Origin of the sequence: Streptomyces sodiiphilus (genome assembly GCF_039529215.1) — a bacterium.
In the GTDB taxonomy this organism is placed as follows: Bacteria; Actinomycetota; Actinomycetes; order Streptomycetales; family Streptomycetaceae; genus Streptomyces; species Streptomyces sodiiphilus.
Window position 1 is genome coordinate 35545 of the sequence record NZ_BAAAMJ010000054.1, and the last position, 19365, is coordinate 54909.

Genomic DNA, 19365 nt, shown 5'->3' on the forward strand with positions numbered 1-19365 from the left:
GTACGGGACAGTACGGCCCCCGGTTCCCGAGAAGTCGGAGGAGTGTCCGTGAAGGTCGGCGTGATCGGATTGGGCGACATCGCACGCAAGGCGTATCTGCCGGTGCTCACCACCCTGCCGGGAGTCGAGCCGCACCTGCACACCCGCACTCCCGCCACCCTCGCGGAGGTCGCCGAGGTCCACCGGGTGCCCGCTCAGCACCGGCACACCGTCCTGGACTCGCTGATCGGCGCCGGCATCGACGCCGCCTTCGTGCACGCCCCCACCGAGACGCACGCACCACTGGTCACCGCGCTGCTGGAGGCGGGAATCCCCGCCTTCGTCGACAAGCCTCTCGCCTACCGCCTCGATGACGCCCGCCGGTTGGTGGAGCTCGCCGAGGAACGGGAGATCCCGCTCGCGGTGGGCTTCAACCGACGCTTCGCGCCCGGGTACGCGCAGTGCCTGGAGCATCCACGGGACCTGATCCTCCTGCAGAAACACCGGGTGGGCCTGCCCGAGGAGCCGCGCCGCATGATCTACGACGACTTCATCCACGTGGTGGACACGTTGCGCTTCCTCGCCCCCGCCCCGGTGGACCGGGTCGACGTCAGGAGCCGGGCACGTGACGGCCTGCTGCACCATGTCGTCCTGCAGCTGGCAGGGGAGGGGTTCACCGCCATCGGCGCGATGAACCGGCTGTCCGGCTCGGCCGAGGAGATCCTGGAGGTCTCCGGCCAGGACTCCAAGCGTGAGGTCCGCAACCTCGCGGAGATCATCGATCACAAGGGCCAGCCGAGCGTCCGCCGCCGGGGCGACTGGGTACCCGTCGCCCGGCAGCGCGGCATCGAGCAGTCCGTGCATGCGTTTCTCGACGTGGTCAGGACCGGCCGTCCGTTGTCCGCCCGGGACGCGCTGCGCACCCACGAGCTGTGCGAGCAGATCGTCGTATCGGTGGAGGAGCAGGCGGTCTGACCGGCCCGGGCCCCGTGGCGACCCGTAGTGGTCACTAGCCCGTCTCGGCCCCGATGGTGTCCCCGATCTGCTCACCGGCGTACGGGTCGAGCACCCCGAACCAGATCAGGACCAGCAGCGCCACACCCACCACGATCCGGTACCAGACGAACGGCATGAAGCTGCGGGTGCTGATGAAGCTCATGAACCAGGCGATCACCGCGTAGCCGACGAAGAACGAGACGATGGTCGCGACGATGGTCGGACCCCAGGAGACGTTCCCCGTCTCGCCCCCGATGCCGCCGAGCTCGTACAGGCCCGACCCCAGCACCGCCGGGATGGCCAGGAGGAAGGAGTAGCGCGCCGCGGCCTCCCGGTTGTAGCCGAGGAAGAGCCCGCCCGTCATCGTCACCCCCGAGCGGGACATTCCGGGGATCAGGGCGAGCGCCTGCCACAGCCCGAAGAGGATCCCGTCCCGTGTGTTCAGCTGCTCGATAGTCTTGCGCGGCTTGGCGGCGCGGTGGCGGCCACCGTTTTCGGCCTGTGCCGCCAGCCGGTCCGCGATGCCCAGCGCGATGCCGAGGACGATGAAGCTGAGCGCGATGAGCCGCAGGTCGCGGAAGGGGCCCTCGATGGCGTCCTTGAAGGTCACGCCGAGCACCACGATGGGAATGGTGCCGATGATGACCAGCCAGCCCATTCTCGCCTCCAGCTGGCTGCGCACCTCTTTGTCGTGGAGGGACCGGAACCACGCGGTGACGATCCGGGCGATGTCCTTGCGGAAGTAGATGAGGATGGCCAGTTCGGTGCCGATCTGGGAGACGGCGGTGAACGCGGCCCCCGGGTCGTCCCAGCCGGCGGCGACGGCGACCAGCCGCAGGTGTGCGCTGGAGGAGATCGGCAGGAACTCCGTCAGCCCCTGGACGAGCCCGAGAATGATCGATTCGAACCAAGACATGGCGCGGTGTGCTCGTCCTTGTGATCGTCAGACAGGTTGGGTCAGATGCTAGAACGGTGTGCCGTCTGCAGGACGCGTGGGTCCGTCCGGCCGGGAGCCGTCACCCGCAGCCGCTCGCGGCCGCGCCATGCGGTCAGACCGGTGGCCAGCGCGCTCAGGGCGACGAATCCGGAGGCGATCAGGAAAGCGGGGGAGGACGGCGTGGTGGCCTGGCTCCCCGCGATCACGTAGGCCGCGGTGTTGGGGATGCTGCCCAGGGCCGTGCCGCCGAGGAACGACCTCCAGGACATCCGCGAGACCGCGGCGGCGTAGTTGACCGCCGCGAACGGAATCCCCGGCACCAGCCGCAGCACCAGCGCGGAACGGAACCCGTGCCGGCTGAGCACCCGGTCGACCGCGGCCGACCGGCGCCCGCGCAGAAGAGGCCGCAGTGCCTCCTGGCCCAGCAGCCGCCCCAGTCCGAAAGAAGCGGCGGCGGCCAGGACCGTACCTGCCAGGGCCGAGAGCAGTCCCGACTGCGCACCCAGCAGCGCGCCGACGGCGAGATTCAGCACCGGGCGTGGGAGCAGCGCCGCCGCGCAGACGGCATACCCCAGCATCACCAGCACGACGCCGAGAGTTCCGGGAGCCACTGCCCAGCCCTCGTGAAGCAGTTGCTGCGGCTCGTACAGCAGCATTATCGCCGCCGCAGTGGCGAGCAGGCCGACGAGGAGGGCGAAGCGGGACCATGGCGACGGCAGCGTCCGGAGGCGCCGGGCGCTTCGTTCGCCCGGTGCGGAGGCGATGGCGGGCACCGAAGGAGACTATCCGACCGGCGTGTCCCGTCGGCACGCACATTCGTCCGGAGGCCGGGGAAACGTCCGGCGGCACCCGAGCGCACCCCCGGCCGCTGCCCGGATACGCAGCGGGGACAATGGAGCGGTGGCCGAACCTCTCCCCGTCGCCCGAGCCGTCGACCACGGCATCGCCCGGCTGCTGCCGGACCTCGACCGGAAAAGCGCCTGGCTGCTGACCGTCGACGGGGCCCCGCAGTCCTATGTCGACCTCGAGGACCCGGCCCATCTGGAGTTCGAGTACACCCGCTGGATCGCCCATGTCCTCCGGCTCGCCGGCGAGCCGGGCCGCCCCCCGGACCTGCTCCATCTGGGCGGAGGAGCGCTGACACTGCCACGCTGGGCCGCCGGATGCCGCCCCGGCTCGCGGCAGCATGTCGTGGAGGCGGACCGCGGGCTCGCGGCCCTGGTGCGCGAGAGGCTCCCCCTGCCGGCAGGCTCCCGGATCACCGTCGAGGTGGCCGACGCCCGCGCCGCTCTGGAGGCCACCGGGGCCCGGGCCTGGGACGCGGTCGTGGCGGACGTGTTCGGTGGTTCCCGTGTCCCGGCCCACGTCACGACTCTCGGCTTCGCGCGGGCGGCCGCCCGTGCGCTGCGGCCGGCCGGAATCTACCTGGGGAACCTGGCCGACGCCGCCCCGTTCGGCTTTCTCCGCTCCCAGCTCGCCACCTTCGCCGCCGTGTTTCCCCACCTCGCCCTGCTCGCCGAGCCCGCGGTGCTGCGTGGCCGTCGCTTCGGCAACGTGCTGATCGTGGCCTCCGGGGCCGTCCTTCCGCTGCCGGACATCGTCCGCCGGGCCGCCGCGGACGCGTTTCCCGCCCGGGTGGTCCACGGCGACGCGCTCGACCGCCTCCTGGACGGGGCCGCGCCGGTGGCCGACGGCGCGGCCGTCCCCTCGCCCAGGCCACCGGCTGGGGCCTTCAGCCTGGACTGAGCCACCGGCCGGCCGGAGTGGTGAACCTCAGCTGTCGGCCGGGTAGGGCCGGAGGCTGTTCATCATCTTCTCGATGGTTTCCTCATCCACCTCGTCGTCCACGCCGGTGTCGGTCAGCAGGACCCAGGTCGCCAGGTCGTTGCGGGCGTCCAGATAGGAGACCGTCACGACCTTGCCGTCCGCGGCCTCGCACTCCGCGTCCGGGTCCTTGGGGACACCCGTGATGAGAGCCGTCGCGGTGTGGCCCGAGATGCCGTGCTCGCTCTCGAAGGGCTCGGGGTCGGAGACCTCGAGAGTGCCCAGCTGGTTCTGGTCCCAGGCCGACAGGGCCCACTCGACGGCCTCCGACCGGGCCGCTTCCTCGGTACCGGTGGCGCCCTGGCCCCCCTTGGTCCCGGCCATCGCACGGCTGCTGTGGCCGCACCAGTTGTCCTTGTAGGTGGCCACGGCGGACATGGCGACGAGCAGATCAGGGATCTCGAAGGAGAACTCGTCCTCGTCCTCCGCCGGTTCCTCCTCTTCCTTCTCCCTGTCGTCGGTGAACCCGACCATGTAGTCCTCGCTGTTCACCTTCCAGTCCGGAGGCACGTCGAAGGCGTTGTAGCGCTTGGAGATCGTCTGGACCTGCCAGTCCGGGGCGACCACCGGCTCCGGCCTGTCCTGTGGCCCGCGGCGCGGGTCGTCCGGTGCCCGGTCCTCGTCGTCGAGAGCCTCCTCCTCGCTCGGTTCGGGCTCGGGAGCCGGGGTCTGCTGCCCCTCGTACGACGGGTTCGCGCTGTCATCACCGAGCACCACCACCGCGGTGACCACACCGGCGGCCACCACCGCCGTGGCCACGGCCACCGCGATGATCGTGCGGGCCTTGCGGCTCCCGCCCGGAGGCGGAGGAGCGGCGGCGGGGCCCTGCCATCCCACGGTCGGCTGCTGGTACGGGTTGGGCTGCTGGTAAACGGGCTGTGTGTACGGGTTGGGCTGCTGGTAACCGGGCTGCTGGTAGGGGTTCGGCTGCTCCGCACCGCTCCGGCCGGGATCCGCCTCCTGCGGACCCTGGCCACCCCCGGGCTGGTGTTCACCTGGGCTCATGGCCACAGACATTAGGGCGCGGCCGGCTCCATGGAGCCGTCGGCCCCCGGATCGCTACGCAGCTGCGACATTCCGGCGACGCCCACTGAACAATTACCGATGGGTAATATGTCGTGGTGTCCCGGACCTCTCAGCCCGCCACTCGTGGGGGAGCGGGGACGGGCAGTCGCCGTCCCCGATTGCCGGCCCCCGCAACCGCTGTCCCGGCAGGCTCCCGCATCCGATCGGCTAAGCTTCCCGGCGTGCGCCAGGTGTGTGTGCGCCGCGGCGAACAGCATGACCACGGGGAGGGGCCTGCGGGCGATGGATATCCAGGTGTGGCTTGCGACGATTCCCCCTCTGGCGGTCTACACGCTGGTCACGGTCGTCATCCTGATCGAAATGCTGGGAGTCCCACTCCCAGGCGAGATCGTCCTGCTCAGCGCGGCTCTGCTGGCCTCCCAGGGACACGTCGACCCGGTGTGGGTCGGCATCTGCGCCATCTTCGGGGCGTGCGTGGGCGACTCGCTGGGGTACCTCATCGGCAGGAAGGGCGGCAGACCGCTGTTCGGATGGCTGGGGGAGAAGTTCCCCCGGCATTTCTCCCCGCGCAACGTCGCCCTGGCGGAGCGGTCCTTCGAGCGCTGGGGGGCGTGGGCCGTCTTCTTCGGCCGTTTCGTCGCTCTGCTGAGGATCTTCGCGGGCCCGCTGGCAGGCGTCCTGCGGATGCCCTACGGGAAGTTCCTCCTCGCGGACGTGCCCGGCGGCATTCTCTGGGCCGGCGGTACGACCGCGGTCGTCTACTACGCCGGCGTCGTCGCCCAGGACTGGCTCAGCCGCTTCTCCTGGGTCGGCCTCACGGCCGCAGTGGTGTGCGGCATCGCGGGGGTCGCCGTGGTCCGATGGCGGATCGCCCGCCGGGAGAAGCAGGAGCCGCTCCCGGAGCTCTCCCCGTCGCCGGTGGCCGCCGAGCCGGCCGCCGTGGCCGACCGGTGACCGCGGCGGCGGACCCATGCTGAGCAGAGCCGGCCGCGCCGTGTCCCGGCTGGGCTCCCGGACCGTGCACCGACTGTGGGAACGCGCACAGCGCGCGGGCGCGGTCAGCGCCGCGAACCCGGGCCCCTACGCCTTCCGCCGGCTCGGGCACGGCACGAAACTGGCCTTCCCGCAAGGCACCCTCTTCGGCACCGGGTGGATCGAACTCGGGGACCACTGCGTGATAGGGCAGCACGTCACCCTCACCGCGGGCCTCCTGCCGGGCCCGGCCGACCTGGGCCCCGACACGGTGCTGAGACTGGGGGACGGCGTCGTCCTCGGCCGCGGCAGCCATGTCGTCGCGACCGCGCCGGTGACCATCGGAGACAACGTCTTCTGCGGCCCGTACTGCTACATCACCTCGACCAACCACTCCTACGACGACCCCGCCACACCGGTGGGCGTCCAGTGGCCGCGGGCCGAACCCGTCGAGATCGGGCCCGGCAGTTGGCTGGGAGCGGGAGCCATCGTGCTGCCGGGGGCCAGGCTGGGCCGCAACGTGGTGGTCGCCGCCGGATCGGTGGTGCGCGGAGACGTGCCCGACCACGCGGTCGTCGCCGGCGCCCCGGCCCGGATCGTGCGCCGCTGGGACCCCGCGGACGGCTGGCAGCCGCCGCTGCGTACGCCGCCGCCCGCGGCACCCGCCGAGGAGCCGGGCACCGGGCGGGGCACCTTGGTGGGCATGGACGAGGACCCACCGGGAACGGACACCGGCGAAGACCGCTGACGGCCCTCGGGCCCCGACCCCAGGGAGGCCCCCGTGTCCCGGGACCCCCGGCACCGCTCCTGGAGCAGCCTGCGCATCATCCTCGCCGCCGCTGTGGCCCTCCACGGCCTCGCTCTCCTGGGCTACGTGGTCCAGCGGTGGTGAGCGGCCGGCCCTCCGTGGCTACCCGCCGCCCGCCGGGTCGCCTCCGAGACGCGCGTACTCGATGGCCGGGCACCGGTCCGCCACCACCTCCAGCCCGGCGGCCCGGGCCCGCTCCACGGCGGCCTCGTCGATGACCCCCAGCTGGAACCACACAGCCTTCGCCCCCACCGCCACCGCCTCGTCAGTCACCGCGCCCGCCGCCGCACTGTTGACGAACACATCGACGACATCCACCGGGAACGGGATGGCGCTCAGCGAGGCGTAGCCCGGCTCACCGTGTACCGTCTCGGCCCGCGGATGCACCGGCACGATCCGCTTGCCCTTGCGCTGCAGCAGCGCGGCGACTCCGTGGGCGGCCCGCATCCGGCTGGACGACAGCCCCACCACGGCCCACGTGTCGCCGGTCGGGGTCAGCAGCCGGCGGATGATCTCGTTCTGCGTACGCATGATCCGCACAACCCGGCGGCGAGCTTTCGCATTCCTGCGCCGCGTAGGGTGGCCGGATGCAGGACGAGTACCTGACCATCGCCCGGGCGGGCGTCCACGAGACCGAGGTCAAGGGCTCCCGCTTCATCTGCTCGCTCGCCCCCGCCGCCACCGAGGAGGAGGCCCGGGCCTTCGTCGCGCGCCTCCGCCGTGAGCACCCGGCAGCGCATCACACCTGCTACGCCTACGTACTCGGGGCCGACGCGGGCGTGCAGAAGTCCGATGACGACGGGGAGCCCGGTGGCACCGCCGGTCTTCCGATGCTTCAGATGCTCACCCGGCGCGGCGTCCGCTGCGCCGTGGCCGTGGTCACCCGGTACTTCGGCGGGACCAAGCTCGGCGCAGGCGGGCTGATCCGGGCCTACGGGGGAGCCGTGGGCGAGGCGCTGGACGAGGTGGGCACCGTCACCCGCAGGCGGTACCTGCGGGCCACCGTCACCGTCGGACACGACCGGGCCGGAAAGCTGGAGCACGAACTTCGCACCGCTGGGCTCACGGTCCTCGCAGTCGGATACGGAAGCCGGGTCGCCCTCGAGGTCGCGCTGCCCGCGGCGGACCTCGAGACCTTCCGGACCTGGCTGGCCGATATCACCGCAGGCGCCGCCGGGCTGGAGACGGGCGAGGAGACCTACCTGGCCGGCTGACGCCGGCCACGGCCGCTCACGCGCTGTCCGAGGACCCCCGTACAGTCGTGCAGCATGCGACTGCTGCACACCTCCGACTGGCATCTGGGCCGCAGCCTGCACCGGGTGAGCCTGCTGGAAGCCCAGGCCGCCTTCCTGGACCACCTGGTCGTCACCGCCCGGGAGGAGAAGGTCGACGCCGTCGTCGTCGCGGGAGACATCTACGACCGGGCCGTCCCCCCGCTCGCCGCCGTCCGGCTCTTCGACGAGACCCTGCACCGCCTCGCCGCCCTCGGCGTTCCCACGGTCATGATCTCCGGCAACCACGACTCCGCCCGCAGACTGGGCGTGGGCGCCGGCCTCATCGAACGGGCGGGAATCCACCTGCGGACCGACCCCGCCGGCTGCGCCCTCCCGGTGCTGCTGTCCGACGGGTCGACGGAGGTCGCCTGCTACGGACTGCCCTATCTGGAGCCGGTGCTGGTCCGCGACGAGTTCGGCACCGACGGCGGCGGGCACACCGCTGTGCTGCGGGCCGCCATGGACCGGGTGCGCGCCGATCTGGCGACCCGCCCGCCCGGCACCCGCTCCGTGGTTCTCGCCCATGCCTTCGTCGCCGGCGGACAGGCCAGCGACAGCGAGCGGGACATCACCGTCGGGGGAGCGGCTTCCGTTCCGGCGTCGGTGTTCGACGGCGTCGACTATGTGGCTCTCGGCCATCTGCATGGCTGTCAGACCCTCACCGACCGGGTGCGTTACCCGGGTTCACCGCTGGCCTACTCCTTCTCCGAGGCCGGGCACCGCAAGAGCATGTGGCTCATCGATCTCGACGCGGCGGGGAACCTCCGCTCCGAACGCATCGACTGCCCGGTCCCGCGCCCGATGGCCAGAATCCGCGGCAGAATGGAGCAGTTGCTGACCGATCCCGCGCTCGAAACGTCCGCGGACTCCTGGGTCGAGGCGACACTCACCGACCCGGTCCGGCCGGAGGAGCCGATGGCCCGGCTCACCTCCCGGTTCCCGCACCTCCTCAGCCTCGTCTTCGAGCCCGAGCAGCCCTCCGGAACGCTGGACCTCTCCTACGTACAGCGCCTGCGCGGTCGCAGCGACCAGCAGATCGCCGAGGACTTCGTCGCCCACGTCCGTGCCGGAACCGGCCCCGACGCCCACGAGCGTGCCGTGCTCGGGAAGGCCCTGAACGCCGTCCGTCTCCAGGAGACCGGGCGATGAGACTGCACCGCCTCACCGTGCGCGCCTTCGGTCCCTTCGCCGGCACGCACCACATCGACTTCGACCGGCTCGCCTCCCAGGGCCTCTTCCTGCTCCACGGCCCCACCGGTGCGGGAAAGACCGCCGTGCTGGACGCCGTGTGCTTCGCCCTGTACGCCGAAGTCCCCGGTGTCCGCCAGGGACACCGGCACGCGCTGCGCAGCGACCACGCCGCCCCGGACACCCCCACCGAGGTGGTCCTCGACCTCACGGTCGGTGGCCGGAGACTGGAGATCACCCGCAGGCCCGAGCAGACGCGTCCCCGCAAGCGCGGCACCGGAACCACCCGCGACCGTGCCGCCGTCACCCTGCGGGAACGCGACGCGGCCACGGGAAACTGGAGTGCGCTCAGTCGTTCGCACCAGGAGACAGCCCAGGAACTGGGGCAGCTGCTCGGGATGAGCCGGGACCAGTTCTGCCAGGTCGTCCTGCTGCCCCAGGGGGACTTCGCCCGCTTTCTGCGCGCCGGGGCCGAGGACCGGGCCCGGCTCCTGGGCCGGCTGTTCGACACCCGGCGCTTCGCCGCCGCGGAGCGCCACCTGACCGAACTGAGAGCAGGTGTCCAGCAGCGCGTCCGGGAAGGCGACGACATCCTCCTCTCCCTCCTGCACCGCATACGGCAGGCCGCCACGGGCCTGGCCGGCCGGGGAGAACCGCCATCCGACGCTCCGGCACCGGGCACCCCCCACCTGGCCGAAGCCGTGCTCGTCCAGTCCGCGATCGCCCGCAGCGCGGCCCGGGAAGGCAGGGACATCGCGGCACTGGCGCTGAGTGCGGCCGAAGCAGCCCACGACCTGGCCGAGCACCGGCTGGCCGAGGCCCGCGAACAGCACCGGCGGCGGCAACGGCACCAGGAGGCGCTGCGCCGCCGCACCGCGCTGGCACAGCAGCGCGAGCACACCGACCGCGACCGTGACCGGCTCGACCGGGCCAGGGCGGCCGACACGGTCGCTCCGGCTCTGGCCCTGCGCGACGCGGCCGAAGCTGAGCTCCGTGCCGCCGCCGAGGCCGAGCGCCGCGCCCGGCTCTCACTGTCCGGGCCGTCCGACGAACCCGCCGAACGGCTCGCCGAGCGCGAGCGGTCGGTGCGCCGGCACCTGGGGGCCCTCGCCTCGGCCCGCCGGGCGGAGGACCGCTCGCGTCACCTCTCCGCGGAACTCCACAGGCTCCAGGACGAGGACCGGGCGGACCGTGACCTGCTCACCGAAGCCGCACGCAGGCGCGCCTGTCACCAGGAGGAACACGACCGGCTGCAGGCCCGCGTCGAGCAGGCCAGGCAGGAGGCACACCGCGCCGACCGGCTCGCCGAGGAACTCGCCCGGGCCAGGGAACGGGAGACCGCCGCCCGGAACCGTGACGACATCGCCGGACGGCTCCGCGCCGCCGAAGCGGACCTGCTGCGGGCGAGAGAACTCGCCGCAGCGGCGTACGACCACTGGCTGGGACTGAAGGAACGACGTCTCCAGGGTTTCGCGGCGGAGTTGGCCGCCGGCCTCGGCGCGGGCCGGCCGTGCCCGGTCTGCGGGTCGTCGGAGCATCCTGCTCCCGCCCGTCCGGACGCCGGGCACATCGACCGCGCGGCGGAGGAGAGGGCCAGAGCCGGCCATCAGCAGGCACAGACCGATCGCGACCGGGCCGCGGCGGCTCTCGCCGCTCTCCGCGAGCAGCAGGCGGGCTGGGTGGCCGCCTCCGGCGAGGACGCCCTCGAGGACCTCACCGCCCGCGTCACCGCTCTGCAGGACGCACACGCGTCCGCCCTGGCACAGGGGGAGGACCTGGGCCGCGCGCGGGAGGAACTCCGGCTGGCCGAGCGGGAGCACGCCGGACTGCTCACCGCCGAGCGGGAGGCCGAGCGCCGCATCGCCGCCCGTGCCTCCCGCATCGAGACCCTCGGGGCCGAACTCGACGCCCTGCGCGAGGAGACCGAACAGGCCCGGGACGGAGCACCGAGTGTGGCCCACCGTGTCGCGGTACTGGAGGAGGAGGCCGAGGCGCTGGCCGAGGCCGCCCGGGCAGCTCTCGCCTCGGAGGAAGCGGCAGTCCGGCTCAAGGAGGCCGATGCCCGGCTGGCCGACGCCGCCTACCGGGCCGGGTTCGGCACTCCGCGGGCGGCCCAGGAGGCTCTGCTCGACCCATCGGAGCAACGTGTTCTCCAGCAGCGGCTCGACGCCTGGCGGGCCGAGGAGGCGGCGGTCGCCGCCGCGCTCTCGGACCATACCCCCGGCGCGGAGGGGGATGCGGTGGCCGATCCGGACTCCGCCCGGGCCGCAGCCGTCGCCGCCACCGGCCGGCTACGGAAGGCAGCCGCGGCCGACGCCGCCGCCCACAGCCGTTGCGCCGAGCTCGACGCACTCTCCGGACAGGCCGCCCGGGAGGCCGTGCGGCTGGCCCCGCTGCGTGACGAGTGCCGCCGCGTCACCGCGCTCGCGGACCTCGCGGCGGGCACCTCCTCGGCCAACGCGTATCGGATGCGGCTGGAGACCTACGTGCTGGCGGCCCGTCTCGAGCAGGTCGCCGCGGCTGCGGGGGCCCGGCTGCAGCGCATGTCCGCCGGGCGCTATCTGCTGACCCATTCCGATGCCCGCAGCGGCCGCGGCCGCTCGGGTCTGGGTCTGCATGTGCTCGACGGCTGGACGGGCCGCGAACGGGACACCGCGACCCTCTCCGGAGGGGAGACCTTCTTCGTCTCCCTGGCGCTGGCCCTCGGACTGGCGGACGTCGTGGCCGAGGAAGCCGGCGGCCGGAGGCTGGACACCCTGTTCATCGACGAGGGCTTCGGCAGCCTGGACGAACAGACCCTCGACGAGGTGCTCGACGTCCTGGACTCCCTGCGCGAACAGGACCGCAGCGTCGGCATCGTCAGCCATGTTCCCGACCTGCGCACCCGCATTCCCGCGCAACTGGAGATCGTCAAGTCCCGTCGGGGCTCGACGGTCCGTCACCGCACGCTCCTGCCCGGCGGCTGACCTCCTCCGGGCCGGCCGCAGACCCTGCCGCCCGCCGCGGCCTTCGCGGTGGGCGGCAGGGGCCTGCTGTGGGTCGGTGTTCACAGCACCGACAGTTCCGCCTCCAGATCATCCAGCCCCAGCGAGCCCTGCGACAGCGCGGCCATGTGCCACTTCTTGGCGTCGAAGGCGTCCCCGTGCGCGGCCCGGGCGGCCTCCCGGCCGCGCAGCCAGGCCCGCTCCCCGAGCTTGTATCCGATGGCCTGGCCGGGTAGGCCCAGGTACCGGACGATCTCGCTCTCCACGAAGGCGGCCGGGCGGCTGCTGTGCAGGCCGAAGAACTCCTGCGCCAGTTCCGGCGTCCAGCGCTGACCGGGCCGGAAGGGCGAGTCCGCGGGGATTGCCAGCTCCAGGTGCATGCCGATGTCGATGACGACTCGGACGGCCCGCATCATCTGGCAGTCCAGATAGCCCAGCCGCCGCTCGGCACTCCCGAGGAAACCGAGTTCGTCCATCAGCCGCTCGGCGTACAGCGCCCAGCCCTCGGCGTTCGCGCTGACCATGCCGACCGTCGTCTGATAGCGCGACAGCTCATCGGCCACGTGTGCCCACTGAGCCAGCTGCAGGTGATGACCCGGCACGCCTTCGTGATACCAGGTGGACACCAGGTCGTACACCGGAAAACGGGTCTCGCCCATGGTCGGCAGCCAGGTGCGCCCGGGGCGGGAGAAGTCCAGGGACGGCGAGGTGTAGTACGGCGCGGCCGCGCCCCCCGGCGGGGCGATCATCGACTCCACCCGCCTGACACGCTCGGCCAGATCGAAGTGCGTCCCGTCCAGCGCGGCGATCGCGTCGTCCATCAGCTGCTGGAGCCAGACGCGGACCTCCTCGACCCCTTCTATCGCCTCGCCGGCGGTGTCCAGATGACGCAGTGCCTCCCAGGGGCCGGCTCCCGGAAGGATGCCGTCGGCCTCGGCGCGCATCTCGGCGTGCAGACGGTGGAACTCGGCCCAGCCGTAGGCGTAGGCCTCCTCCAGGTCCAGGTCGGTGCCGTTCCAGTAGCGCACCCACCGGGCATAGCGCTCCCGCCCCGCGGTCTCCGGCGCTCCCGCCACGGCCGGGGTGTAGGTGTCGCGCAGCCAGTCCCGCAGCCCGGCCAGGGCACCCGTGGCCAGTTCGGCCGCAGCGTCCAGCTCCCCTCGCAGCGAGTCCGGACCGGGGGCCGTGAAGGCGGAGGCCCAGCTTCCCGCCGAGCTCTCGCCGGTCCACTCCGCCAGCTGCTCCAGCACCGTGGCGACCTGCCGGGGCCCTGCCTTCAGACCCCGCGTGAGGCCTTCGGCCAGCGAGGCACGGTACCCCTCCAGGGCAGCGGGCACGGCTCGCAGCCGCCGGGCCACGAGAGCCCAGTCCTCCTCCGTGGCCGTCGGCATGAGAGAGAAGACGCCCCGGACCGAGTGTGCGGGGGAGTGGAGGTTGCTGACGGCCCGCAGTTCCTCGCCGGCCTCGTGGACCGCCAGGTGAGCGGTCAGCCGCTCACGCAGCAGGCGGGCGCAGCGGCGTTCGGAGTCGCTGTCCGCCCCTGGCCGGGTTTCGGCCGCAGTGAGCTGACGCAGGGTGTGCCGTGCAAGGTCGGCGATCGCCTCCCGGCCGGCGGGGGAGTAATCGGGCAGCCGCCCGGCGCTCTCCGCCACTCCGAGCGACGTACCGATGATCGGGTCGAGCGCGATCAGGTCGTCGACGTAGCGGTCGGCGAGTTGCCGGGGCAGCATGGTGTCGGTGTCTTCGGACATGGATCACATCCTGGTACCTGCGGACTCATCCGTCACTACTGTGAAGGAAGAGAGGGCCCCGGGGGGTCAGCCCGGTGCCGTCCCCGGCGGCAGCAGCGGACCGCACTCCCACTGCTGGAAGATCAGCCGCGTCTCGACCCTGGCCACTTCCCGGCGGGAGGTGAACTCCTCCAGGACCAGTCGCTGGAGGTCGGCCATATCGGCCACCGCCACCTGCACCAGATAGTCGTCGGGGCCCGTGAGGTGGAACAGCGCGCGGGATTCGGGGATCTCCCGGATCCGCTCGACGAACGGCCCGATGAGTTCCTTGCGGTGCGGCCGCACCTGTACGAGCAGCAGCGCCTGCAGCGGACGTCCCAGTCTGCCGGGGTCCACGCGCAGCTCGTGGCCCAGGATCACACCTGTCCGGCGCAGCCGTGCCACCCGGTCGAGGCACGTCGAGGGAGCGATGCCGACCATGGCGGCCAGGTCCCGGTAGGTGGTCCGGGCGTCGTTCTGCAGCAACCGCAGAATCTCCAGGTCGACCGGATCGAGAGCGGCAGAATCAGCCATCGGCCGAACGTAGCACGGCACACGGTCTCGAAGACCGGAGACTGCCCGACAATCCCCGGCATGGACACGACCTCAGCGGTACCCCGCTCCCTCGCCACCGAGGCCGTGCACGCCGGCCGCGAAGACCTCGCCGCACTTGGCCTGCACGCCGCCCCCCTCGACCTGTCCACCACGTATCCCAGCCACGACAGCCGGGCGGAGGCCGCGCGGCTGGACGAGTTCGCCCAGACCGGTGCCCGGCTCCAGGGACCGCCGGTCTATGCCCGGCTGGACAACCCCACCGTGGCGCGTTTCGAGGAAGCGCTGGCCAGACTGGAGGGCACCGAGTCGGCCGTCGCCTTCGCCAGCGGCATGGCGGCGCTCACCGCCGTGCTCCTGGCGCGCTCCGCCGAAGGGCTGCGGCACGTGGTCGCGGTCCGGCCGCTCTACGGCTGCAGCGACCACCTGCTCAACAGCGGGCTGCTGGGCACCGAGGTCACCTGGACCGACCCTGCCGGGCTGGCTGCCGCGATCCGCCCCGACACCGGGCTGGTGATGGTGGAGAGCCCGGCCAACCCCACACTCGCCGAACTCGACCTCGCGGCCCTCGCCGAGAGCTGCGGATCGGTCCCGCTGCTGGCCGACAACACGTTCGCCACCCCGGTGCTCCAGCGCCCGGCCGAGACGGGCGCGCGCATCGTGCTGCACAGTGCCACCAAGTACCTGGGCGGTCACGGGGACGTGATGGGCGGCATCGTCGCCTGTGACGAGGAGTTCGCCCGCCGGCTGCGGCAGATCCGTTTCGCCACCGGAGGCGTGCTGCACCCCCTGGCCGGATACCTGCTGCTGCGCGGACTGTCCACCCTTCCGGTGCGCGTGCGCGCCCAGTCCGCCACCGCGGCCGAACTCGCCCGCCGCCTGGCTGCGGACCCGCGGGTCTCCCGGGTGCACTATCCGCGGATCGGTGGAGCGATGGTCGCCTTCGAGGTCGGCGAGGACCCGCACCAGGTCATCTCCGGCGTCCGGCTCATCACCCCCGCGGTCAGCCTCGGCAGCGTCGACACCCTCATCCAGCACCCCGCTTCCATCAGCCACCGGATCGTGGCGGAGAACGACCGGCACACCGGCGGGATCAGCGAGAACCTGCTGCGCATGTCCGTCGGACTGGAGGACGTGGAGGACCTGTGGCGCGACCTCGACGCCGCTCTCAGCGCCGGCCGCCGGAGGCCGGACGCGCCCGGGAGGGAACCGCTGGCGGAACGAGTCGCGCCGTGAGTACCAGGGTGCCCGCGGCCAGCTGACGCTCCAGGGGGAGACCGGTGCCCAGCATCGCCGAGATCATCCCCGCGTTGGAGGCCTGCGTGACCGCGTACACGCTCTCGCAGCCCTCCCGCTCCGCAAGAGCGACCAAGTGGTTCAGCATGGCAGCGCCGAGACCGCGGCGCTGCCATGCGTCCTCCACGAGCAGGGCGACCTCGGTTTCCTCGCCGTCCCACAGCAGGTGCCCCAGGGCCACCAGTTCGCCTCCGGGAGCCTGCACGGCCACGGTGTGGCCGAACCGCGGGCTCAGCAGGTGCGCCAGGTAGCGGTCGGCCTCTCCCACCGGGCCGTGATACCGGCGGGCCAGCGTCTCGGGCGAGCAGCGCCCGTGCATGGCCCGGGCGGCGCCCGCGTCCTGCGGTCCGGCGGGGCGAAGGACGGCCCCGGACGGCAGCCGGAACTCCTGTGACGGGCGGTGCCGCAGTGCGGCGGACGCTCCGGCCGGCGCGATTGTCGCATAGCGGCCGCACAGCCCCGCACCGTGCCTCGAGGCCGGATCGTGCGGCCGGCGGCGAGTGCGGCGGGCGATGCGGTGGAAAGCGTCCGAGGGAGCCATGACGGCATCCTGGCGCGCTGGTGTTGCCTGACCGCGAACCCACTGTGACCTTCGGGTTAAGGATGCACATGACAGGATCTGCCCAGTGTGCCCCTTGTGTCCCGGCGGTTCCGTGCCTGGCAGGCGCGCAGCGGCAGGCCTCAGGACGGGAGACCGGCCCCGGTCCTGCGTCTGTCGCCGGTCACAGACCGCCCGCCACCCGCAGGACCGCTCCGGTGGTGTAGGAGGCCTCCGGCGACAGCAGCCAGGCCACCGCGCCGGCGATCTCGTCGGGCAGGCCGGGCCGGCGCACCGGGATCCTGTCCGGATCCCGCCACGGCCGCTGCGGATCTCCCATGGCGGCATGGATGCCGGTTACCACCATCCCCGGCTGCACCGAGTTCACCCGGACCCCCTCGGTGGCCAGCTCCCGGGAGAGCCCCGTCGTCACCGCGTCGACGGCGGCCTTCGAGGCCGCGTAGTGCACGTACTCACCTGCCCCGCCCAGGGTCGAGGCCGCGGAGGAGATGTTGACGATCGCCCCGCCCCGCCCTCCGTGCCGGGCGGACATCCCGCGCGCGGCGCGCCGGGAGCACAACAGCACACCCATGACGTTGACATCGAGGACACGCCTCATCACCTCGGGCGAGGTCTCCGTCAGACGCCCCAGCGGCCCGGTGATCCCGGCATTGTTCACCAGACCGGTCACCCGGCCCAGCTCCGCCTCCGACGCGTCGAAGAAGGCGTCCACATCGTCCTCGGCGGCGGTGTCCACCGGGAAGATCATGGCCTTGCCGCCCAGTGCCCGTACCCGCTCCGCGGTGTCCAGGGCCGCCGCCTCGTCCCGGTGGTAGCCGATCGCCACATCGTGCCCCGCCCGGGCCAGCCGGACGGCGACAGCGGCCCCGATACCCCGGCCGCCACCCGTGACCACGGTGACCTCCCGTGTCATGGGCCCTCCCACCCGTCGGCCTTCTGTGTCCTGCCCGGGACTCTATCGGGGACGCCCGGGTGAGCCCATTGGTCTTGACCAAGGCGCCGCGGCAGCTCTACGCTGAACAATACGAAACAACCTTTCATAAGCGTCCGTCACCGACCCCCACGGGCCGCACGTGCTCCCGGCGACGGTCAAGGCACCGTGCGCACCGGCGGCATGATCCGGTGCCGGACGTCGGCGAGTTGGAGGCCAGGGTGGGGACCACCGAGTTGGAGCGCGTGCCGGAGCCCAAGCACCGGCATCTGAAGACGGTGCTCTCCGAAGCGCTGGACTCCGAGTTCTCGGTGGGTGAGATCCTGCCGAACGAGCGGGAACTGGCCGCCCGTTTCGGCGTCGCCCGGGCAACGCTGCGGCAGGCACTGGAGCAGCTCGAACTCGAAGGCCGCCTGCAGCGGCGCCGCGGCGTGGGCACCACCGTCGCTCCGCCACGGGTCGGCGTGGACGTCAGCCCCACCCAGCACAGCTGGCCCGGAGAGAACGGCGAAGCCTGGATCACGGCCGACTGCTCCCGCATCGTGCCGCCACCCTCCGCCGCCCGGCTCCTGGATCTTCCCCCGGGCGAGCCGGCCGAGGCCGTCCGCCGGACCCGCATGACGCACGGCCAGTCCGTCGCCACCGAGATCCTCTACGTCCCCGCCGCCTCGCTCGCCGCCGGATGGGACGAGGCGGGGCCCGAGGGCGCCGAACGCGGACGCGCCGTGCTCCGCGAACTCCAGCACTTCGAGCGCGGCGGCCAGGACCGGGCCGTCGAACTCGGCTCCGCCCGCTCGGAGGACGCCCGGCAGCTCGACCGCCTCCCGGGCGCACCCGTGCTGATCGTCACCACCCGGTACTTCGCCGACGGCCGCACCGTCGCCGCCTCAGTGGCCACCTACCGCGCCGACACCTGCCGGCTCACCTTCGGCAACCAGGGGGGCGTCTCACTCCTCGCGGGCTGAAAGGGCAGGGCCCGAAACGCTCACCAGGGCCCTGCCACCGTCACCGCCCCCGCTCACCCGCCGGCAACGCGCCCTGCACGGCGAACAGCCGCTCCTCGACGTGGTCGAGCGCCAGGCGCAGCGCGCCGGTGTCCACCGCCGCCTCGCCGAGCCGGGAGAGCACGACATCCGGCGTGCGCAGACAGTACAGCCGCAGCTCACGCCGCAGCGGTTCGAGTACGCCGTTCAGCCCCGCGGCCCAGCCACCGACCACCACCAGTTCCGGGTCGAGCGCCAGCACCAGTGCCGTCACGTCGTGCACCAGCCGCTGGATGAAGCGGTCCACCGCCGCCACGGCCCGCCGGTCACCCTCCCTCGCCAGGGCGAAGACCTCGGCCACCGCCGTCTCGTCCAGCGGGTGCAGCGGCTCTTCGGTCGTGGACAGCAGCCGCTCGGGGGTGACCTCACGCCCCAGCAGATGCAGGGCCCCGATCTCCCCGGCGGCCCCGCCGTGCCCGCGGTGCAGCCGGCCGCCGATCAGCGAGCCGGCCCCCGGGCTCAGGCCGGCCAGAACCATCACCACGTCCCCGGCCCCCGCCGCCGCTCCCCGCCAGTGTTCCGCCAGGACGGCCGCGTTGGCGTCGTTCTCCACCAGGACCGGACAGCCCAGGGCATCCCTCAGCCGCGTCCCGAGATCCAGCCCGGTCCACCCGGGCAGCGCGGTGCACAACCGCACCGTCCCGTCGGCTCCGACGATGCCCGGCGTGCCCACGCCCGCCGCACGCAGCGAATCCCGGCCCACCGAAGCGTCCCGCAGCAGCTCGTCCACCGCGGCGTGCACCGCCTCCAGCCGTACGGCGACCGTGTCGCCCTCCGTGACGAACCGCCCGGCACGCCCCAGGACACGGCCGGCGAGATCGGCCACCACCGCCGTCACGCGGTGCGGGCCGACAGCGATCCCCAGCAGGTGCCCGGCCTCCGCCCGGAAGCGGAACCTGCGCGCCGGGCGCCCCAGCCGAGGCGCACCCCCCGGCTCGGCAGCGGCCTCCGCGGCCAGCCCGGCCTCCGTCAGCCCTTCGACGACACCCTCCACCGTGGGCCGTGACAGCCCCGTCTCCCGGGCGAGACCGCTGAGCGTGGGGGCGTCCTCGGCCCTTCGCAGAGCGCGCAGCACCACCGCGGAGTTGATCCGCCGCAGCAAGGACGGATCCCCGCCCGTGAGCCTCCCCACCGTCTGCCTCCCTGACCGCGCTGCGTGGCCGGATGCTATCCGCTCGCCCGCGAGCCCGCGAGCACCCGGCCGGCGGCGTGCCCGGTGCGCATGCA

General features: G+C 72.8%; 18 protein-coding genes. 9 read left to right on the plus strand and 9 right to left on the minus strand.

Features of this window, described 5'->3' with window-relative positions:
- Positions 1-48: 48 nt before the first annotated feature.
- Entirely contained in the window at positions 49-954 is a 906-nt protein-coding gene (locus ABD299_RS20635; protein WP_344264780.1) for a Gfo/Idh/MocA family protein, read from the plus strand.
- 34 nt (positions 955-988) lie between these two features.
- Here the strand turns inward: ABD299_RS20635 and ABD299_RS20640 are convergent, their stop codons facing one another.
- A complete protein-coding gene (locus ABD299_RS20640) occupies positions 989-1891 on the minus strand; it encodes an undecaprenyl-diphosphate phosphatase (protein ID WP_344264782.1) in 903 nt (300 codons plus the stop codon).
- A gap of 41 nt (positions 1892-1932) precedes the next feature.
- Positions 1933-2685 carry a TVP38/TMEM64 family protein gene (locus tag ABD299_RS20645; RefSeq protein ID WP_344264784.1) on the minus strand — a complete coding sequence of 251 codons (753 nt, stop codon included), beginning with the start codon at positions 2683-2685 and terminating at the stop codon, positions 1933-1935.
- A 127-nt stretch (positions 2686-2812) separates the two neighbouring features.
- Here ABD299_RS20645 and ABD299_RS20650 point away from each other — a divergent pair, with 127 nt between their 5' ends.
- Positions 2813-3658, plus strand: coding sequence for a spermidine synthase (locus ABD299_RS20650; RefSeq protein WP_344264786.1), 846 nt, complete (start codon positions 2813-2815; stop codon positions 3656-3658).
- Positions 3659-3685: 27 nt separating this feature from the next.
- On the opposite strand, the gene ABD299_RS20655 is transcribed toward ABD299_RS20650, so the two are convergent.
- Positions 3686-4741, minus strand: a complete 1056-nt coding sequence (locus ABD299_RS20655; protein ID WP_344264788.1) for a DUF8017 domain-containing protein — start codon at positions 4739-4741, stop codon at positions 3686-3688.
- 303 nt (positions 4742-5044) lie between these two features.
- Here ABD299_RS20655 and ABD299_RS20660 point away from each other — a divergent pair, with 303 nt between their 5' ends.
- Positions 5045-5716, plus strand: a complete 672-nt coding sequence (locus ABD299_RS20660; RefSeq protein WP_344264887.1) for a DedA family protein — start codon at positions 5045-5047, stop codon at positions 5714-5716.
- Positions 5717-5732: 16 nt separating this feature from the next.
- Positions 5733-6482, plus strand: coding sequence for an acyltransferase (locus tag ABD299_RS20665; protein WP_344264791.1), 750 nt, complete (start codon positions 5733-5735; stop codon positions 6480-6482).
- Positions 6483-6644: 162 nt separating this feature from the next.
- On the opposite strand, the gene ABD299_RS20670 is transcribed toward ABD299_RS20665, so the two are convergent.
- On the minus strand, positions 6645-7073 hold the full coding sequence (locus ABD299_RS20670; protein WP_344264794.1) for a CoA-binding protein: 429 nt from the start codon (positions 7071-7073) through the stop codon (positions 6645-6647).
- 56 nt (positions 7074-7129) lie between these two features.
- Between ABD299_RS20670 and ABD299_RS20675 the strand changes: the two genes are divergently transcribed.
- The 3 genes from ABD299_RS20675 to ABD299_RS20685 are packed head-to-tail and all read left to right on the plus strand — an operon-like array spanning position 7130 to position 11970.
- The gene (locus ABD299_RS20675) at positions 7130-7756 is read left to right on the plus strand and encodes a YigZ family protein (protein ID WP_344264797.1); all 627 of its coding nucleotides are present in this window, start codon (positions 7130-7132) and stop codon (positions 7754-7756) included.
- Between the two features lie 54 nt (positions 7757-7810).
- On the plus strand, positions 7811-8965 hold the full coding sequence (locus ABD299_RS20680) for an exonuclease SbcCD subunit D (RefSeq protein ID WP_344264800.1): 1155 nt from the start codon (positions 7811-7813) through the stop codon (positions 8963-8965).
- Positions 8962-11970 carry an AAA family ATPase gene (locus ABD299_RS20685; RefSeq protein WP_344264803.1) on the plus strand — a complete coding sequence of 1003 codons (3009 nt, stop codon included), beginning with the start codon at positions 8962-8964 and terminating at the stop codon, positions 11968-11970. Before ABD299_RS20680 ends, ABD299_RS20685 begins: the two co-directional genes overlap by 4 nt.
- Positions 11971-12050: 80 nt before the next feature.
- Here ABD299_RS20685 and ABD299_RS20690 read toward each other — a convergent pair whose 3' ends face one another.
- Positions 12051-13739, minus strand: coding sequence for a DUF885 domain-containing protein (locus ABD299_RS20690; protein WP_344264805.1), 1689 nt, complete (start codon positions 13737-13739; stop codon positions 12051-12053).
- Between the two features lie 66 nt (positions 13740-13805).
- Positions 13806-14291 (minus strand): Lrp/AsnC family transcriptional regulator, encoded by a 486-nt coding sequence (locus ABD299_RS20695; protein WP_344264808.1) that lies wholly within the window; start codon positions 14289-14291, stop codon positions 13806-13808.
- A 60-nt stretch (positions 14292-14351) separates the two neighbouring features.
- On the opposite strand from ABD299_RS20695, the gene ABD299_RS20700 reads away from it, so the two are divergent.
- Complete coding sequence (locus ABD299_RS20700) at positions 14352-15545, plus strand: trans-sulfuration enzyme family protein (RefSeq protein WP_344264811.1); 1194 nt, start codon at positions 14352-14354, stop codon at positions 15543-15545.
- On the opposite strand, the gene ABD299_RS20705 is transcribed toward ABD299_RS20700, so the two are convergent.
- Complete coding sequence (locus ABD299_RS20705; RefSeq protein ID WP_425581381.1) at positions 15478-16146, minus strand: GNAT family N-acetyltransferase; 669 nt, start codon at positions 16144-16146, stop codon at positions 15478-15480. The genes ABD299_RS20700 and ABD299_RS20705 overlap by 68 nt on opposite strands.
- A 181-nt stretch (positions 16147-16327) precedes the next feature.
- Entirely contained in the window at positions 16328-17077 is a 750-nt protein-coding gene (locus ABD299_RS20710) for an SDR family oxidoreductase (protein WP_344264814.1), read from the minus strand.
- A gap of 239 nt (positions 17078-17316) precedes the next feature.
- Between ABD299_RS20710 and ABD299_RS20715 the strand changes: the two genes are divergently transcribed.
- Positions 17317-18060 (plus strand): GntR family transcriptional regulator, encoded by a 744-nt coding sequence (locus tag ABD299_RS20715; RefSeq protein WP_344264890.1) that lies wholly within the window; start codon positions 17317-17319, stop codon positions 18058-18060.
- Between the two features lie 40 nt (positions 18061-18100).
- On the opposite strand, the gene ABD299_RS20720 is transcribed toward ABD299_RS20715, so the two are convergent.
- Positions 18101-19270 carry an ROK family protein gene (locus ABD299_RS20720; RefSeq protein WP_344264817.1) on the minus strand — a complete coding sequence of 390 codons (1170 nt, stop codon included), beginning with the start codon at positions 19268-19270 and terminating at the stop codon, positions 18101-18103.
- Positions 19271-19365 lie beyond the last annotated feature (95 nt).

Excerpts from the sequence above, each read along its gene's own strand:
- ABD299_RS20640 (WP_344264782.1), bottom strand. The coding sequence starts at position 1,891 with ATGTCTTGGTTCGAATCGATCATTCTCGGGCTCGTCCAGGGGCTGACG.
- ABD299_RS20655 (WP_344264788.1), bottom strand. The coding sequence starts at position 4,741 with ATGAGCCCAGGTGAACACCAGCCCGGGGGTGGCCAGGGTCCGCAGGAG.
- ABD299_RS20660 (WP_344264887.1), top strand. The coding sequence starts at position 5,045 with ATGGATATCCAGGTGTGGCTTGCGACGATTCCCCCTCTGGCGGTCTAC.
- ABD299_RS20665 (WP_344264791.1), top strand. The coding sequence starts at position 5,733 with ATGCTGAGCAGAGCCGGCCGCGCCGTGTCCCGGCTGGGCTCCCGGACC.
- ABD299_RS20670 (WP_344264794.1), bottom strand. The coding sequence starts at position 7,073 with ATGCGTACGCAGAACGAGATCATCCGCCGGCTGCTGACCCCGACCGGC.
- ABD299_RS20675 (WP_344264797.1), top strand. The coding sequence starts at position 7,130 with ATGCAGGACGAGTACCTGACCATCGCCCGGGCGGGCGTCCACGAGACC.
- ABD299_RS20680 (WP_344264800.1), top strand. The coding sequence starts at position 7,811 with ATGCGACTGCTGCACACCTCCGACTGGCATCTGGGCCGCAGCCTGCAC.
- ABD299_RS20685 (WP_344264803.1), top strand. The coding sequence starts at position 8,962 with ATGAGACTGCACCGCCTCACCGTGCGCGCCTTCGGTCCCTTCGCCGGC.
- ABD299_RS20690 (WP_344264805.1), bottom strand. The coding sequence starts at position 13,739 with ATGTCCGAAGACACCGACACCATGCTGCCCCGGCAACTCGCCGACCGC.
- ABD299_RS20695 (WP_344264808.1), bottom strand. The coding sequence starts at position 14,291 with ATGGCTGATTCTGCCGCTCTCGATCCGGTCGACCTGGAGATTCTGCGG.
- ABD299_RS20700 (WP_344264811.1), top strand. The coding sequence starts at position 14,352 with ATGGACACGACCTCAGCGGTACCCCGCTCCCTCGCCACCGAGGCCGTG.
- ABD299_RS20705 (WP_425581381.1), bottom strand. The coding sequence starts at position 16,146 with ATGGCTCCCTCGGACGCTTTCCACCGCATCGCCCGCCGCACTCGCCGC.
- ABD299_RS20710 (WP_344264814.1), bottom strand. The coding sequence starts at position 17,077 with ATGACACGGGAGGTCACCGTGGTCACGGGTGGCGGCCGGGGTATCGGG.